The 17853-nt window shown below is 41.4% G+C and carries 7 protein-coding genes; 1 reads left to right on the top strand and 6 read right to left on the bottom strand.

Annotated features, from left to right (window positions below; genetic code table 11):
* Positions 1-41: 41 nt before the first annotated feature.
* The 4 genes from KV40_RS05865 to KV40_RS05880 all read right to left on the bottom strand — a co-directional run bounded on the left by KV40_RS05865 (position 42) and on the right by KV40_RS05880 (position 13971).
* Positions 42-2048, bottom strand: coding sequence for an AAA-like domain-containing protein (locus KV40_RS05865; protein WP_052055400.1), 2007 nt, complete (start codon positions 2046-2048; stop codon positions 42-44).
* A gap of 73 nt (positions 2049-2121) precedes the next feature.
* Positions 2122-3513, bottom strand: a complete 1392-nt coding sequence (locus tag KV40_RS05870) for an AAA-like domain-containing protein (RefSeq protein WP_036478871.1) — start codon at positions 3511-3513, stop codon at positions 2122-2124.
* A 114-nt stretch (positions 3514-3627) separates the two neighbouring features.
* A complete protein-coding gene (locus tag KV40_RS05875; protein ID WP_072013783.1) occupies positions 3628-11958 on the bottom strand; it encodes a type I polyketide synthase in 8331 nt (2776 codons plus the stop codon).
* Between the two features lie 390 nt (positions 11959-12348).
* Positions 12349-13971, bottom strand: a complete 1623-nt coding sequence (locus KV40_RS05880) for a mechanosensitive ion channel (protein ID WP_036478875.1) — start codon at positions 13969-13971, stop codon at positions 12349-12351.
* A 271-nt stretch (positions 13972-14242) separates the two neighbouring features.
* Here KV40_RS05880 and KV40_RS05885 point away from each other — a divergent pair, with 271 nt between their 5' ends.
* Positions 14243-14704, top strand: coding sequence for an SRPBCC family protein (locus KV40_RS05885; protein WP_036478876.1), 462 nt, complete (start codon positions 14243-14245; stop codon positions 14702-14704).
* A gap of 50 nt (positions 14705-14754) precedes the next feature.
* Here KV40_RS05885 and recJ read toward each other — a convergent pair whose 3' ends face one another.
* On the bottom strand, positions 14755-17091 hold the full coding sequence (recJ, locus tag KV40_RS05890; RefSeq protein WP_036478878.1) for a single-stranded-DNA-specific exonuclease RecJ: 2337 nt from the start codon (positions 17089-17091) through the stop codon (positions 14755-14757).
* Positions 17088-17321 (bottom strand): hypothetical protein, encoded by a 234-nt coding sequence (locus KV40_RS05895; protein ID WP_036478879.1) that lies wholly within the window; start codon positions 17319-17321, stop codon positions 17088-17090. The genes recJ and KV40_RS05895 overlap by 4 nt, the downstream gene beginning before the upstream one ends.
* Positions 17322-17853: the final 532 nt, after the last annotated feature.

Raw genomic sequence — 17853 nt, forward strand, 5'->3', positions numbered from 1 at the left:
ATAAGCAAACTATTGCCGCTCAAACTATACAAAAATACTTTTTATTTCTCATTACATACACTGCGATCGCTTGGTTTGACTTCTGCATTATTTTTTAAATAATTTCTAACTAAATCGCAACCTTGCTGATAAACTAATTCTGAATCGAGAACCAGATCCGAGTTCCAAGTGGCGATCGTTTGGTCATCACTACTGGAAATTGAGAATTTGGCATCGGGACTAAAAATTAAAAACAGAATGCGATCGCTATATTCTGCAAGTGTCGTTTGTAAAGTACTACTTCCTTGCCAGAGTTTAATTTCATCAAACAAACTTTCTGTAGCAATTGTTTGTCCATCTGGGCTAAAAGTAATAGCAGGAAAGCCTCGATTGAATCTTGAAAGACGACTAGATTCTGTTTCAGCAGAGACAGTTTTTTTAAGTACGCGATCGACTGCACTTTTTAATTTATCATCATTTACATTAATTCGATCGAGCTTTGAATAAGCCTTTATCGCTGCTACTAAAGCATCAAAACGTCTGTTTGAATTAAATAAACTTTCGGCAGAAGAAACGAGAGCTTTTATTTCTCCAAAAGTTGCTTTGCGATACTGTATATATAAGATGATTCCCATTACTGAAGTTTTAAGTAAGGCTATACTAACCACACATAATAAGAATTTTTGCAATCGAGCATTTTTTTGTTCCTGTAGGCGTTTGTTTTTCTCTTCAGTCAGTTGTGCCTTAATTCTTTGGGCTTTTTCCGATTTTAGAATTAGCTGTATTTCTTGGCGATCGCTTTCCTGTGAAGCTGCTAAATATTGATAATCTAAATCGCTCAAACTTTTGCCCTGCGACCAAAGTAAACCATCTTGTAAAGCTCGTCCTTTAAGTAATCGAGAGCGATCTATTTGTCCCGAATCAATCCAAGCCTGAAAGTTTTGTGAGTAGGGACGTAAATTTTCAAGCCGATCTTTTACCCACTCTAAATTGAATATGGCTCGATAGATCGAGTTTTTAACTTCAAGTTTTCCTTGCTTTTTAATAATCAATCCCGACAAGAATAACTCTATATGTTCGCGACTATCATCCGCCTTAACTATTTCTCCTCTTAAAATTTGCTGATATATACCTAACAATCTTCCTGCAAGTTTTTCTTGTCGTAAAAGGCGATCGCGAATGGTTTTTAAGTGTTCTGGTTCGTCTTGAGATTCCCAGTTTTTAATAATTTTATGGTTAACTAAATTATCTACATAAGAGTTTTCTGAGTTTTTAAATATTTTCAAACCATATTGAGAGTCAGAAACGATTAAGACACACAGTTTTTGGGTCAAAAAAGGCTGTCCTGCCGTCCATTTAATAACAGCTTGCATTAGCTTGTCGGGATTGCCAAAACCAAATTGCAAACCTGTAAGTAAGGGTTTAACCTCGCTAGATTTAAAATTATCAAGCACAATTGCTCGACCGATGTTAAATGGAGTTCTCTGGCGATCGCAAATTAAATCGGAAGGTGTAGCAACTCCAGAAATAGCAAAAGTAATTCTTTGATAATTAGGATTTATCGTTCGTCGTTCGTAACAATAACGTATCAAAGCAAAGAAGTCATCGACAGTAAAATCAAGACTCAGAATAGTATCGACTTCATCAATAAAAATAAATATTCTCTCTGTAGGAAAATGAACTGATAATAATTCCTCGATAAACCAACTCAACCTTTGTAAGTAGGAAAAATCATCTCGTTCGCGCCACCAACTTTTAAGCTGAGGAATATTTGTCAAACCCAACTCTGAATAAATCTGGGCAATTAAACCTTTATACCATTGCAAAGGAGTTATTAATTCGCTACCAACGGTAGTTAAATCGATAATGGCACAACGATAACCTTGTTGTTTAAGACGATGAAAAGTTTGCACCAGTAAAGAAGACTTTCCCATCTGACGGGAATTTAAAATACAGCAGCAGTCTCCTTGAAGCAAACGCTGGTATAATTCGCGGTCGGCTTTTCTTGGGACATAGCTGACCGCATTCTCCTCCAAACTACCTCCTACCTGATATTGATATTGCTCCATAAAGATTGGCGATTGTGCTTCTTCTCTAATAGTCTGTTATTGTAATTTTTAATAATTACACGAGTTAAAGCTATCAATTCATTTTTGTATTTTTAGCTTGTAAAACTTCGCGAAAATAAAGACGATATAGTTCGCAATTAGGTTTAGCCAAGAAACCATCTAATGCGATCAGACCTATGCTTGCTAGTTTGTAGGCAACTAAAGAATCTATTTTTACAGGTTCGTTACTATTTATTACCTCGTACATTGCCGACAGTAACTGAGAATTTTGCTGTAGCAGAATTAGACAACTGTGTAAATGTTGAGCATAGATACCAGTTGGTGTAGTAGCATCCAGTAATAATTGTTCCATCTCGATAATTTCTTGACTGAGAAAATATAGCGCGATGTTTACTAAATAGGGATGTCCACCAACTAATGACATCAACTGTCTTACTTGCTTTTCTATTTGCCAATTCAACCCATATCTTCCAGCTAATTCTAAAATCTGTACCTCGTTAAACTGAGGCAATTTTAAGAATAATCCCACATTAAAAGGAGAGCGATCTATTTTACAGGGAACATAGATCTCTGTAGAGTAAACCAGAACCAGGCGTAATTTTTGCCAGGCCTTACTGCGTCGAGACTGTTCGTGAAAAGAGCGTAATAATGGTAAAAAGTCTACAGCAGTTTGAGGATGCTCGAAAACTCGATTGAGTTCGTTAATTGCTAAAACTAAGGGGCGTTTGGTATTTTCTAAGATATGATTTTCTAAAAAGATTTTGCAACTTATCTTGTAGCCTATATCTTCATCCCAATAGTAATTTAAATTGTGAGGAAGACCCAACTGCTGGCTAACAGAGATACAGAACCATTGCAGCAAAGGCTCTATAGAAGTAAAAACCGTTTCTTCAGCATCTTTAAAATCTAAATAAGCAATTTGATAATCCAAGCTGTCAGCATGAGCGATAATCTGATTTAGTAGAGAACTTTTGCCCATTTTCTGGGGTGCTTTAATCCGCAGCAAACAACCCTGTCGCGCAATTTCAGCAAATGCTAATTCTTCACAGGGAGGTCGTTTGATATAGAAGCAAGAATTAAAAGGAACTGGCGCACTTGGGAAACTCAGAGCTTCTGAAGGGTCAATAGTTTCTTGTTTATGGTTGGTAATGTCTGCTTGAAGTTTAACATCGGGCGATCGCGCCAAATTGCGATCCGAAGGGTACGCGGATGCGTAATCGTTTTCTAATCTTTCTAAAATCAAAGATAAATTTTTTTTGGTTACTCTTTGGTTTAATATTTCGGAAAGTTCTTTCCACAACCCAGATCCAACATCTCGCAGATAACCAATTACATAACCAGTGCTTTTTTCGATGTCTTTATATGATTGACCTTCCCAAGACAAAAGTAACACTCTTCGTTCGATATGACTGAGTGATTTTTGTAATAGTCGTTCTACTGTTTTTAGAACTTTCTCGGAATTCATTAAGCTGAGTCAATAAGCATTTGCTTAATCATAGTTTCTCATGAATCTTGTAATACTATACAAATTAACCGATTAAATCAGACTTTCTGACTTTCTGACTTTTTCGATCGAAGTTTAGGGAATCAGCTTGTTAGTTATAGCTACAGCACCACTAATAATTTTGGCGAGAGCCGATGGCGTTTCTACAGGTAAATTGTGTCCTCCAGACAAAATTACTTTTTCAGCAGAGGGCATGGCGTTTTGTTGTGCCGACAAGTCTTCGCTGCGATTGAAATTACTTTTGTCTCCATAAACCAGAGTAATGGGGATTTTGATTTTTTTAAGTAAGTTAAGATAGCGCGATCGCCCGATACCGTTAAAGCCAATACCCGCTCTAGTTCTCAGTAGAGGTTCCCAACGCCATCTTACTCCTCCTTCACAGGGTTCGGTGATGCGTTCTGCCAGTAACATTGCTAGAGATTTAGAAAGTGCGGGGGTAGCCTGTCGCAAACGCTCTGCTGCTGCTTCGACGTTGGCAAAAACTGGATGTTCGGGAGGCGATGCCAAATAATCTAGCTGAGTAGCCAACTGTTCGACGGCATCTTCATCGTCAGAAACTGTTGGTAAAATTGTTTCTACCAAGACGATGTTTTTAATTCTTTGCGGGCGAATTGCGGCAAAAATTGCTGCAACTACCGAACCTAAAGAATGACCGACTAAAGTAAAAGCTTTTCCTGCTAAGTTTTCAGCGATCGCATCAATGTCGCTCAAGAAGTCTACCAGGTTATAAGAACCTCCTTTGCCGACGCGATCGCTTCTGCCGTGTCCGCGTAAATCGGGGGCAATTACGCGATAGCCTTTTTGTGCCAGGCGAATGGCTACTTCCGACCATGCCGCGCCTTGTTCTAAAATCCCGTGTAGACAGAGGACGATCGGTCCTTCCTCTGGTCCCCACATACAGAGGCAAATTCGMAAGCCACGAATATTAAGTAAAATTTCCTGCATGGGCAGATCGGCATCAAAATCCCTTTCCTGTGGCAATTGGTAGTTGAGTTGACGGGCAATTTGTTGGGTGTAGGTGCCTAACAGCGAGGGTAACTCAATTTCTTGCCAGGTAGAAGCTAGTTTGGCTTCTATTTGTTGGCGGTTGCTAAAGTTGGGATCTCCTAACGACAGAGAGTTATTATAAACACCATCCGTCATGCGATCGCCCCGATAGGGAGTCAACACAGCAGGGTTGAAGGGAACTTCTAAGAAATTACAAATTTCCTCCATTACTTCCTGGGGATAGCTGACCAATTCTTCATACCGCACTAGGTAATGACGACTAGAATCTAGTTCGCTACAGAATTCAAAAATGTTTTGATTGCTTTCTCGCCAAATTGATTCTGCCAATGAGTAGGGATCGCTATTTTTGGCACCGATTAATTTATCCATCCGCATCCGCGCAAAAGATTCGATTACGGCGTAGGGATGACGAACCAAATGGATGTATTTGGCATTGGTAAAGAGATTTTCGGCTCTTTCTAAAGTTGCTTTTTTGCTGGCGTAGGTAGGAGATTTATCAATTATTAGGCGATCGCCCGCTAGCTGTTGTAGCAGTTGATAGACTTCTTCAATCGACAAATTTTTACTAACCAATCTGCTAACTAGTTCTTGACTCTCGGCAGCATCGATATTTTTCAGAGCCATCAAAGCTCTAGTCAAGCCTTCTCCCAACTGCGAAACTCCCAATTCTCGCTCTCGTTCCTGCATGGTTTCAAAGGGTAACAGGTGCAGTTCGGGAGGCGAAGCAAGTAGAGGATGACCTGCCAGCATGACACGCAGCAGCGTCGAACCAGAACGGGGACTAGAGAGAATAAAGGCAATTGGTTGAGTAAGGGGTGATGTGGAAGCTTTAGCAATTGGGCGGCTAGAGGATACTTGCAGCACAGATTTTGTGTTAGCGTGAGTTTTGCTAAATTCTGCCGCTAAATAGGCTGCCAAACTCTCTATCTTAGGATGTTCGTAAACTTCTCTAGGGTACAGCATTAGCTGTAAGTCGGTTTTCAAGCGCGAAACCGCTTCCATAACCATTAACGAATCCATACCTATGTCGAGCAAGCTGGCAGTGACGTTAAGATTTTCTGGCTCTATCTGTAAAATTTTTGCGATCGCCCGTCGCAAATAGTCTATTAAATAGGCTTTTCTTTGCTCGTTAGGAATAGCCAGCAGTTCTTTAAAAACTCTATCTGACTTTTCTGTTTCCTCTTTGGCGATCGTTTTGTCTAACAGTTTGGCAAAATAATTTGACTGTCGCAAATAACTAAACTGCTGGCTCAAACGGTTCCAGTCGGCGGAAACCACACCTACTTGCGCCAAGTTGTTGCCGATTAGTCTTTCTAAAGCTGCCAGTCCCTGCTGCGAACTAATAAGCGCGAATCCCGACTGGCTAAAGCCTCGCTCTACTGCCATGCCTGCATCTGCCCAAGGTCCCCAGTTGATACTTAAAGCAGGTAAATTTTGACTGTGACGATAACGAGCGATCGCATCTAAACCTGCATTGGCTACAGTATAGTTACTCTGTCCTGGCGAACCTACTAACGAAGCCACCGAAGAACACATGACGAAGAAATCTAAGGATAGCTCTTTAGTAGCTAGATGCAGATTCCAGGCACCAATAACTTTAGGAGCGATAACTTTTTTAAATTTATCCCAGGTTTGATTTTGTAAAGCCGCGTCGTCGAGTAAGCCTGCAGCGTGGATAATGCCTTTTAGTTGGGGAACAGTAGGCAAATCCCAATCTAGCTTAACTATTGGCTCGATATCTGCAAGCTCAGTTACATCGGCTTTAACCTGCCGCACGGTTACGCCATTTTCGGTAAGTTCTGCAATTACCTCGATCGCTTTAGGTGAAGGTTCGCTTCTGCCAGCTAGAATTAAATATTTTGCTCCCTTATTTGCCAACCATTGGGCTAGTTGTAAACCCAATGCACCCAAACCACCAGTAATTAAATAAGCTGAATCTGGAGTAATTTGCAGATTGTTACTTGCTGGTAGTTGAGATTTGACCAAACGAGAAACATAAACACCATCGCCTCTTAAAGCCAGTCGATCTTCCTGTTGCTTATTGGCGATAAGAGAAATTAAATTGCTAACCTCTATGTCTGTAACTTCGGCAGAGAGATCGACAATACCGCCCCAATATTCGGGATGCTCTATAGCGATCGCCTGAGCCATTCCCCACATAGCACTAGCAGCAATTGCCCCGACCTCGATCTTATTGTCAATTGCCCAGGTTTCTTGAGTGGTCAACCAAATAGGCACGATTATTTCTTGTCGTGTTAGTTCGCCAATTAGCTCTAGCAAGCCGTTACAGTTTGTTTTCCAAGGTTCGTTTGCTGCTGAAAGGTCTAAATTATCTCGATCTATTCCCCATAAATAAATTATTCCTCCCAAATCCGAGCAGTTTTCGACTATTTCTTCAATTGATTTTGTATCATGCCGCTCGACTATTAAACAGCCTTTGTCTCTTGCTTCTAGTTCTCTGGCAATTTTCGCGCCTATTCCTTGGCGATCGCTAAATATCAGCCATTGTTTAGCTAGATTACTTATCAAATTGTCGTTATTAATTAGTTCATTTTTTAGCTGCCATTGGATTTGATAGAAGTCTGGTGTTTTTGCAGCAGCATTATTTTGAGTTCGAGCTACTTGCAAGCGAGAGCGAACCGAGTTGTTTGCTGCTGTTTTTTCCAACCAGTAACTCTGACGTTGAAAAGGATAGGTGGGTAAACTTATCTTAGTTCTAGAGTAATCGCGATCGAAACTCTGCCAATCAACTTCAACACCACGACTGTATAATGTAGCCAAACTTTGGATAATTTGTTGCCAGTCGGCTTTTTTAGGACGCAAACTCGGCAGCCAGACAAGAGTTTCTTTATCGCCAGCTAATGCCAAGCGTCCCATTCCCGACAAAATTGGTTTGGCACCGATTTCTAAAAAGACATTGTAATCTTTAGCTAACAGCTTAATGCTGCGATCGAACTGAACTGATGCCACAATGTGATCGACCCAATATTCTGGCGTAGCTATTGCTGGTGTAGCTATTTTTCCCGTAACGTTGGAAATTAACTTTAATTGGGGAATTTGATAATCTATTTCTCGCGCTACCGACTCAAAATCTCTTAAAATCGGACGCATCAACGGCGAGTGAAAAGCGTGAGAGACTTTTAACTGTTTGCTTTTAATTCCCTGTTCGCTTAGTTTGGCAATAACTTTGGCTACGGTTGCTTCATCTCCTGAAATCACCGTATTGCGATCGCCATTAATTGCCGCAATGGCAAGCTCTGGAAATGGCGCGATCGCTTCGGCAACTAATTCTTCTGAAGCAAATACGGCAAACATCGTCCCCTCTTGAGACAAACTCTGCATCAATTTGCCTCTAGCGGCAATTAATTTTAGTCCAGCTTCTAAACTAAATACCCCTGCAATAGTTGCAGCGACATATTCTCCAATACTGTGACCCATCACCGAATCGGGTACGATTCCCCACGACAGCCACATTTGCGCCAGGGCATATTCGACGGCAAACAAAGCGGGTTGGGTGTATTTAGTTTGATTTATTAGGGTAGAGGGAGACTGTTCGGGACTGGGGGACTGGGGGACTGGGGGACTGAGGAATTTCTCTAATAGAGCCTTCTCCCCGTCTCTTCGTCTCCTCGTCTCTTCGTCGCTTCTAACTTTTGACCTTTGACTTTTGACTTTAAAAGGATAAATTATTTCCAATAACGGTTTATCCAAATAAGGTTGTAAAATCTCGCCACAGCGGTCTATAGCCTGACGGAAAACAGGTTGAGTCTGATAGAGTTCGTATCCCATTCCTGTATACTGCGAACCTTGTCCTGTAAATAGAAAGGCGATTTTATTACGATGGGATTTTGTTTGGCTGCTGACTATTCCCGTAACCGACTTACCCTGTCTATAGTCGGCTAGTTTTTGCCGTAGCTGTGCTGTGGTTTTAGCAGCGATCGCCATCCGCCAGTCAAAATGAGATCTGCCCGTATTTGCCGTATAGCAGATATCTGACAGAGAAGCTTGAGGATCGGCAGCCAAATAAGCTTCATACTGCACCACCAAGTCTTTTAATGCCGATTCTGTTTTTGCCGATAAACTTAGTAAGTGTAGGGGACGTTCTGCTATATTGCTTGGCTTTTGAGTTACTGGTTCGGCTTCTTGCAAAATAATATGGGCATTGGTTCCTCCAAAGCCAAAGGAGCTTACCCCAGCTACTTTAGTTTCTGTCTGCCAGGGCTGTAGCTGAGTGGGGATAGAAATAGCCGTGTCGTCTAAAGTGATATGAGGATTGAGCTGCTCGAAGTGTAAGTTGGGAGGAATAGCTCGATGTTGCATACAGAGAACGGTTTTAATCAAACCAGCCACACCTGCCGCTGCTTCTAAATGTCCGATATTAGTTTTTACCGAACCCAAATAGCACGTTTGCGTCCTGTCGTTAGCTAAAACGGTTTTTAAAGAATTTACTTCAATGGGATCTCCTAAAGATGTTCCCGTTCCGTGAGCTTCTACATAGCTAATAGCTTCTGGTTCTATACCTGCATTGGCGATCGCACTGGCAATTACTTCTTGCTGTGCCAGTCCATTAGGAGCGGTCAAACCGTTGCTGCGTCCGTCTTGATTTATCGCCGAGCCTCTGATTACCGCCAAAATTCTGTCTTCATTGGCGAGCGCCTCATCTAAACGCTTGAGAATTACTACACCACAGCCTTCACCACGCACGTAACCATCTGCCGAAGCATCGAAAGTTTTGCAGCGTCCGTCTGCTGCCATCATGCCCGCTTTAGAAAAGGTTTCGGTCAGTTCGGGAGACAGCATGAGGTTGACACCCCCAACGATGGCGCGATCGCATTCACCGTTTTTCAAGCTTTGGCTGGCCAAATGCACCGCCACTAAAGATGAAGAACAGGCAGTATCTATTGCCAGAGAAGGTCCTCGTAAATCTAAGGTATAAGAAATCCGATTGGCGGCAATGCTGTGAGCATTTCCCGTACCGCCATAGGCATCAAACTCGGTGCCATAGTGAAACTGTAATTGGGAATAGTCGCTACTGCTAGCACCAATAAACACGCCTGTTTTGCTACCAGCCAGACTCTGAGGCGCGATCGCCGCATTTTCTAATGCCGACCAACATACCTCCAGCAAAAATCGCTGTTGGGGATCCATGCGTTGAGTTTCACGGGGGGTAATGCCAAAAAACTGTGGGTCGAATTTGTCTACATCTTTGATAAAGCCACCCCAGCTATCTTCCGACCAGCGATCGCCTTTGGTAATGGCATCTTTGCCATCTTTTAGCAGTTGCCAAAATTCATTGGGGTTATTTGCCCCAGGAAAACGGCAGTCCATACCAATGATGGCAATGGGAGCATCGAGTCGGGGAGCAGTACGCTCGATCTGCGGTTGAGAATTAAACTGTGGATTAGCTAATTCCGAAAGATACTTAGCTAGCTGAGTAATAGTAGAATAGTCATAGACTAAAGTGGGCGATAGACTAACTCCCAACCAGTCTTCTAGATCTGCCGACAGTTGAACTGCCTGGAGCGAACTCAGACCAGAATTAGCTAGAGGTTCGCTAAGCTCGATTTCTGTTGCAGCTACACCTAGAGTTTGAGCGATGTTATCGACCAACCAGTTAATAATTTCTGTCTGGCGATTGCCAAAATGAGGACTAACGGTAACTGAAGAACTTTCCTTAACTGTAGATTTCCACTCTCCGACTACATTAAGCGTTCCTTGCAAAAATCCCGTCTTACAAGCGTGACGTTTGATTTTACCGCTAGAAGTTTTAGGAATGCTGCCAGTTTTAAGTAAAACAATCTCTGCAACCTGGAGTTCGTGGTGTTGGGCGATCGCCTGACGAATTGCTTTAGATATACCTTGGGGATCTAGCTTTCGTAGATAAGTCCGCCCGACTTCGGTGGTAATAACTAACTTTTCCGTTCCTGTTACTTCAACTGCAAATGCCGCACAATTACCAGAACGCACAGCTTCATGAGCCTTATCTACCGTTAATTCGATGTCTTGAGGATAATAATTGCGTCCGCGAATAATAATTAAATCTTTTAAGCGTCCCGTAACAAATAGTTCTCCATCCTGAAGAAAACCCAGATCGCCAGTACGTAAAAAACCACTTTCATTAGTATCGGCAATTTCCGCTTGAAAACAGGCTGCGGTTAATTCTTCTTGCTGCCAATAACCTCTGGCAACACTATCGCTTTTCGCCCATATTTCGCCAATTTCACCATCTTGGCATTTTTCGAGACTATGAGGATCGACGATCGCCAAAGTTTGTCCTGATATATTACGACCACTACTAACTAAACTGGTAGCATTGTTATCATCTTTAGCTTTAATAGCGCGGTCTTCTTCAATTGCCTTGCTGTCAAAAGACCTGACAATCGGTGCTGCTGCCTTATCTCCCCCTGTAATAATTAGCGTCGATTCTGCCATGCCGTAGCAGGGATAAAAAGCCTCTTTACGAAAACCAGAGCTTTGAAAATAAAGAGCAAAACGTTCTATAGTTGCAGCGCGTACGGGTTCGGCACCAGAAAAAGCCAGTTCCCAACAGCTAAGATCGAGCGTGTCCAGTTGTTCTGGTTTGACGCGATCGACACACAAATCGTAAGCAAAATTGGGTCCACCGCTAAAGCTAATACGATAGTTAGAGATAGTTTTTAGCCAGCGATAGGGACGCTGGAGAAAAGTTACAGGAGCCATCAAATACATTGACATTCCTGCATATAAAGGTTGAATAATACCGCCAATTAGCCCCATGTCGTGGTAGGGAGGCAGCCAGGAAAGCCCCGTTTGGTCGGCGCGATTTTGAAAGCAGCGATTGATCGATAACGAGTTAGCCATGATGTTGCCATGACTGACTATTACCCCTTTAGGTTTGCCTGTAGAACCGCTGGTATATTGCAAGAAAGCCAGATCGTCTGCTTGAAGCGAGAACCATTGCCATTCTGTAGCGCGATCGCTGCTAACTGCATCGGTAGCGATAAACTGTAACTGTTGCTGCGGTGCTTCTATTTTAAATTTATTTTCAATTGAATCTTGCCAATCTTGAGTAGTTAGAGCAAATTTTGCCTGGGCATCGCGGGCAATTACTAACAGCCGATCTATTGAGCGATCGCCTCTTGGAGGGTAAGCAGGTACCACTACTACTCCTGCATAGAGACAGCCTAAGAAAGCGGTAATAAATTCTAGTCCTGGTTGATAGAGTAATAACGCTCGTTCGCCTAAAGCATTATACCCTTGTAAACTAGCGGCGATCGCTCTGGCACGTTCGTCTAGTTGTTGATAGGTCAGACTATCCAATTCGGTTTCGCTATCAGCAAGGAAAGTAAACGCCTTAGAATCAGGCTGTTTGGCTACTTGCGCTCTCAATCGTTCGATCGGGGTTATGTACTTGCTCAATCGTTTCCTCTCTCTGCCACCCAGTGGAATTACTGCATCTCCGATTGCAAAACCAACAGTCTCCAGACTGCTTCACAATCCGACGCACTAAGCTAGATATCCTTAACTAGCTTATCCAAAAGCGGGAATTTTTGTTATTTTTGCGCTTTAGATCGAGATTACTAGCTTCAGAATAATCGATAAAAGCTAAAAAATATAGACCGATCGCTCGATTCTTAAGTTTCCAGATTGCCAAAAAAAACTCCTGGTAAATAGATTAATACCAGGAGCAGAGGAGACTGGGAGACTGGGAGATTTCACTTTACTAAAACCGTCCCTTAGTCGTCTAGTTCTCCCATCCCCAAATCGATCCAAACCATCTTATGATGATATAACGCCTGAATATTCAAACTAGGAACGGTTTTTATAAGAATTGACCCAGTGACGTAGCTGTTCTCCAGCAACTTCTCTGCCACCCAAACCAAAAGCCAGAGCGATCGCTACGGCAATACCGCCTAACAGCAGCCCGAAAGCTAAGTTAACTAAATTTGGTGCCAAACCAATTTCGATTAAAGCAATGGATGCTACAAAGACAATAATGACGACACGAGAAGTTTGAGCCAGCAATCTTGATTGTCCAGTGCCAGAACTTAAAATGAGATTGTAAGCTAGATTGGCTAAATACAAGCCAATAGCAAAGACGATTAGACCGATTAAGATCTGCCCTGCGATCGCCAGAATTACACCCACTACAGAAGCTAGGGCGGGAATACCCAGGATGTCTACTGCGGTTAGAGTGGCAATCAGCATAATTCCCACTAAAACGATAATTCCTACTAGTTCTGAGGGAGTTTTGGTGGTGGGAGTGCCGCTTTGAATTACGGTTGGTTGTTCGGTTTCGGCTACAAAAGCTTCGCCTCCCGTAGGACGACCACTAGGTGTAGAAGTTAGTCCCAACCATTGCAACAGATTATTAAAGCCAACACTCGTTAAAATATTAGTAACCAAATCGGCAACAAACTTCCCTGCAACGTAAAATAAACCCAAAACTACTGCCGCAGCAAATAATTTAGGTAATAGTTCTAACACCTGGTCTAGCATATTGATAGCAGGTGCAGAAATTGCTTCGATCTGTAGCTGTTCTAGTACTGCGATCGCGCCAGGAATTAAAATTAGTACGAAAACCAAAGTACCGATAATTGACGACAGAGACTGTCTTCCCGATGCCGTGGTAGACATGCCAAATCTCGCGCCGATGTTATCTATACCAGTAGCAGCAAGCAAATTGGTTACGATTCGCCGTACAATTTGAGCGACAAACCAAAAAACTACCCCAATAATTATCGCGCCTAAAACATTTGGTAAAATTGCTAGAATTTCATCTAGTAATGACTGTACTGGCTCTAAAGTTCCTTGCAAACTCAAAGTATTGAGAATTGCGGGTAAAAATAGTAAAAAGATAAACCAGTAAAGAGCATTACCAATAGTGTCACTCAAGTTAAAGTTAGAACCAGTAGATTCTAACCCCAAACGGCGATCGAGATCTAAGGCTCTTAATCCCCTGGTAACTATAGTTTTGACTATAGTTGCAACTAACCAGGCAATACCCAGTAAAAATGCCGCGCCCAGTATTTTGGGTATAAAGCTAGCAATTCGATCGAGCAGTGAGTTTAGCGGTTGCGATACACCATCGAGTTCTAAAGTATTTAGAAAAGCTACTACCGCAAATAAAACAATTAGCCAGAAAACCAGGTTGGCAATCCAGTTTTCAACTGGAATTGATTCTCCGCCTCTTTGCCCTGTCAGCCAGGCAGCAATGCGGTTGTCTATGTCTGTTTTACTGAGTAATCCTTTGATAACACTTTTAACAATAAAAGCAACAATCAATATAAGGATAAAAATCCCAATAGCTTTCACAAGGTTAAGTAGTGATGTACCGAACTCATTGCCTACATTAGAAAATATCTGATTGGAATTATTTTGAGCTAAATGATATAAGCCCGCTGATGAAATAGCACTAAGTATCTGTGTCATGTTTTTAGTTGTGATTCATCTAGTAATTACCGCCATGTATATATATGACCATTACGGCAAATGTTATATATTACTTGCTGAATTAGCAAGCAATTATATTTTCTGGGATAATTATGCCAAAATAACCCCAAAATGCTAAATAAAGTTTTTATTTTCAACGCAATCGCCTGGAGTTTTTTTGTCGTGTTTGCGTATTTTTTTGTATTCTTACTGTTAAGAACTAATTAACAAAATCGTCTAGAATTTTAATTTAACTACCTGTAGTTTTGGTATGTCTCCATCGCAAATTATCGAACACACAATTTATATTCAAGCTAGTGCTACTGTAACTGAGAACTGTCTGACCGACTTAGAGTTAATGCATCGCTGGCTCAATCCTTTATTGCGGTGCGAACCAATAGGTAGCTGGAGTACAGAACAGGGTAGCCTGAGTCGCTTTACTATTAAAATTCCTTGGTTACAGCCCAGTCTTAGAAGTACGATCGTCGAACGGGAACCAGGCTTAATTGTCTGGGAGTTTAAAGGGTTTTTTAAAGGACGCGATCGCTGGGAATGTCAGCCAACCAAACAAGGTACTATGTTACTCAATCGCTTTGAATTTACTATCCCCAATCCCATTGTCAGTTGGGGGTTTAATACCTTTGCTGCTAAATTCACCAAAAAAGATATGCAGGCACAGTTACGGCGACTGAAAAGAGTTGCTGAAGAAGAGTATATTAAGAGCGATAAATAAAGTAGCAAGTAGCGAGTGGCAAGTAAGAAATTTATTTTTACTTTCTAGGTTTAGCTGAAAATTGATAGCTGACGCTCGATAGTGGATAAAGGGACTTGCTCGAAGTACTGCTGTTGAAATTGCTGTTCGGCGATCGCTAGTTCGAGATTTTGCAACTCTCGATCGAGATTACTATCGTTTCGCTCTTGCCAACTAAATCTATAGAGATCTTCAGTTCTTTGATGCTCAAAACCGATCTTTTGCAAAGCTTGCAAACCGATCTTTAAAGTGCGATCGCTAAGATGTAATTTTTCTTTTAGTTGTTGATGGGTAACTGTCTTTTGGGTACGACTTAAATATTTGGCAATTCCTACCAACTGTTGCCAAACTTCCCGAGCGTTTATAGTTTGCGGCGCACTATAGCCTAATACTAATTTACTGTCACGGGCGATCGCCTGTCGATATTCGCGCTGTAATTCCGTCCAGCTTACAGGACAGCGATCGAGAATTTCTGCCGCAGAGTCTAAAATATCTAAAGCCAACATATTGTGGCGGCGATCGATAATTGAATTTGAATTGGCGGTTGACGGTTCTATAGCTAGCTTCTCAGAGGGCGATCTCACTTCAATTAAACGAACTTCGTAGTGTGGTTCGACTCGGTCACTTTTATAACTGTTAAAGTCTAGTTCGACGATCGCATCGCAACCTTTGGTTTGAGGAATTTCTTCACGGTAATGCCCCCACCAAACACCAGGAAATCTATAGCTTGTAGAGTCATCGCAAATTTTAAAAGCAGTTTTAATGTATTTTATTTTCCGACCGCTACTATCTTTTATGTTGCTATTCCAGATGTTGGTAAACCAGCAGTTTTTAATTAGCAACCTGGGAACGGGATTACCCATGCCGCAAGGTTCTAATAAACTCAACTCGTCAAATAACTCTTTACCTAGTTCTGCAACCGTAACGGTTAGATCGGCTTCAATGTCGGGTAAAGTATCTATTTTGCCCTGTTGCCTTAACTGTTGGTTAATTGCTTCGGTAAATAATGGCAAGTTCTCTAAAGGCAAACTCAATCCTGCCGCAAAGGGATGTCCGCCAAACCTATGCAGTAAATTTTCTTGAGATTTTACTAGCTGATAGAGATCGATATTGTTTGTCGATCGCGCCGAACCTCGTGCTATTATTGTTGCCTCTACAGGATTTTGGTTACTGCTACTTAATAATATTGTTGGACGAGCGTATTCTTGAGCTATTTGTCCTGCAACCAAACCCAAAACCCCACCCTGCCATTGAGGATCTTCGAGTACGATAACCGACGTAGTAGACAGATCCAGTCTGGCTAGCTTCTGTTTTACTCCTTCAACTACATCTTGCTGTAAAGCTTTACGGCGAGCGTTTGCTAGTTCGGTTTCTGAGGCTAACTGCTCGCAACGCTCGCTGTCTCTACTAGTTAATAGTTCGATACAAAAGCTGGCATCACCATGAATGCGACTGACGGCATTTATTCTCGGTCCAATGCCAAAAGAAATATCGGTAGGGCGATCGCCAGTACGCCGACACAGTTCTAATAAGCGGGTTACCCCTGGACGAGTTGCGGTTTTGGGGTTAAGCTGTTGCCGAAGCTTTTCAATTCCTATCTGTGCTAAATAACGGCAGTCTCCTTTTAACTCGACCAAATCGGCAATTAAGCCAATTGCCACCAAATCTAATAACTGTTCTAAAGGTTGCTGGGGAATTTCAGGTAAGCTTTGATACAGTGCTTCTACAAGTTTGTATGCCACCGCCACTCCAGAAAGATGATATAGGGAATGGTCTTTAGCCAAATAACGAGGATTAATAATTGCCGTTACTGGGGGGCGCGATTCTGGTAGTGTGTGATGATCGGTAACGATAATATCTATATCTAATTCTTTGGCATAGTTTATTTCTGCTATATTAGTGCTTCCCGTATCGCAAGTGACGATTAATCTTGTACCAGAGGCAGCTAATCTTTCGATACCAGAATTATTTAAACCATGAGATTCTGTCAGTCGATTGGGAATATAGTATTCAAGCTGCATCTCTTGGGGAAAAAACTGTCCCAAACCATCCCATAAAACGCTAGTAGAAGTAATACCGTCGGCATCAAAATCCCCCCAAATTGATACTTTTTCCTCTGTTTGACGTGCTTGCTGTATACGGGCGATCGCTCTTGTCATTTCTTCCCCAAACTCGAAGGGAGAGGCAGGTGAATACAAATTTGGATCTAGAAAACCCCATAGATTTTTTAAGTCCTTAATTCCTCTTTGCCATAATAGCTGCGCTGCGTACTTACCGTCTGAGTTATTAGCGTATGGCTTGACTGCATCGATAAACCACTGAGGTATTTCTACAGACTTAACTATTTGCCATGAGGTTTGGTGATTCATTTACAATAACTTAAAGCTTCTGGCGAATCGTAACTCAATTTTACAGCTTTCAATTGTACAGAACTCATTTTTAATTTGCTATAAATAGCAATTCTCAACGAAAAGAGAGAAATTTTATTTTCTGTCTTGGCGCGCGTTCCTAATTCTGCCTGCTTTAAGGAAACCTCTAACTCTTGTAACGGAACTTTTGCTGAGTGCGAGGTCGCACCGCTATTCTCTTTACCGAACATGTGGTTTCTTCGATTGAGAAAACAATAATGTAGTAACACGTCGAGTAATTACAATTTTAGTTAACAGCAAATTTATATAAATTGAGATTTTTCTAACATCTCATAATATTAAATATGAGTTTTTCATTGTTTACTAATTATTTCGTCAGCTTATGTAAAGATAACATGAAGCTAATATGTTTTTTTCAAAAAGTTTTTGTTATTGTGTTGTTTTTATGTTTTTAGCTCTTAACAATCCTCAATTCCAGTGTTAGTATGTGATTGAGCTAGATAAACTGTCTAAACTCAACAACAAATATTTATAGTTGTAGTCGTATTTACACTTAAATATTTATTTTTGATTTCAATAAAAGTAATCTAGTATCAAAATTTCATTAATTTTCTACTCTCTTACACACTGTTCGCGATTTTGACTGTCTCATGAAAATGCTCGGATTATTGTTTTTTATTCCCCAACTTCTTTATTTAGTAGGTGCTTTTCCTCGTATAGTAGTATTCAATCAGTTGTTGCACTTACTAATAAGCTATTTAG

The sequence above is a fragment of the Myxosarcina sp. GI1 genome, assembly GCF_000756305.1.
GTDB lineage: Bacteria > Cyanobacteriota > Cyanobacteriia > Cyanobacteriales > Xenococcaceae > Myxosarcina.

What these genes read in the sequence shown, in the direction of transcription:
- KV40_RS05865 (WP_052055400.1), bottom strand. Translation starts at nt 2,048, where the DNA reads ATGGAGCAATATCAATATCAGGTAGGAGGTAGTTTGGAGGAGAATGCG.
- KV40_RS05870 (WP_036478871.1), bottom strand. Translation starts at nt 3,513, where the DNA reads ATGAATTCCGAGAAAGTTCTAAAAACAGTAGAACGACTATTACAAAAA.
- KV40_RS05880 (WP_036478875.1), bottom strand. Translation starts at nt 13,971, where the DNA reads ATGACACAGATACTTAGTGCTATTTCATCAGCGGGCTTATATCATTTA.
- KV40_RS05885 (WP_036478876.1), top strand. Translation starts at nt 14,243, where the DNA reads ATGTCTCCATCGCAAATTATCGAACACACAATTTATATTCAAGCTAGT.
- recJ (WP_036478878.1), bottom strand. Translation starts at nt 17,091, where the DNA reads ATGAATCACCAAACCTCATGGCAAATAGTTAAGTCTGTAGAAATACCT.
- KV40_RS05895 (WP_036478879.1), bottom strand. Translation starts at nt 17,321, where the DNA reads ATGTTCGGTAAAGAGAATAGCGGTGCGACCTCGCACTCAGCAAAAGTT.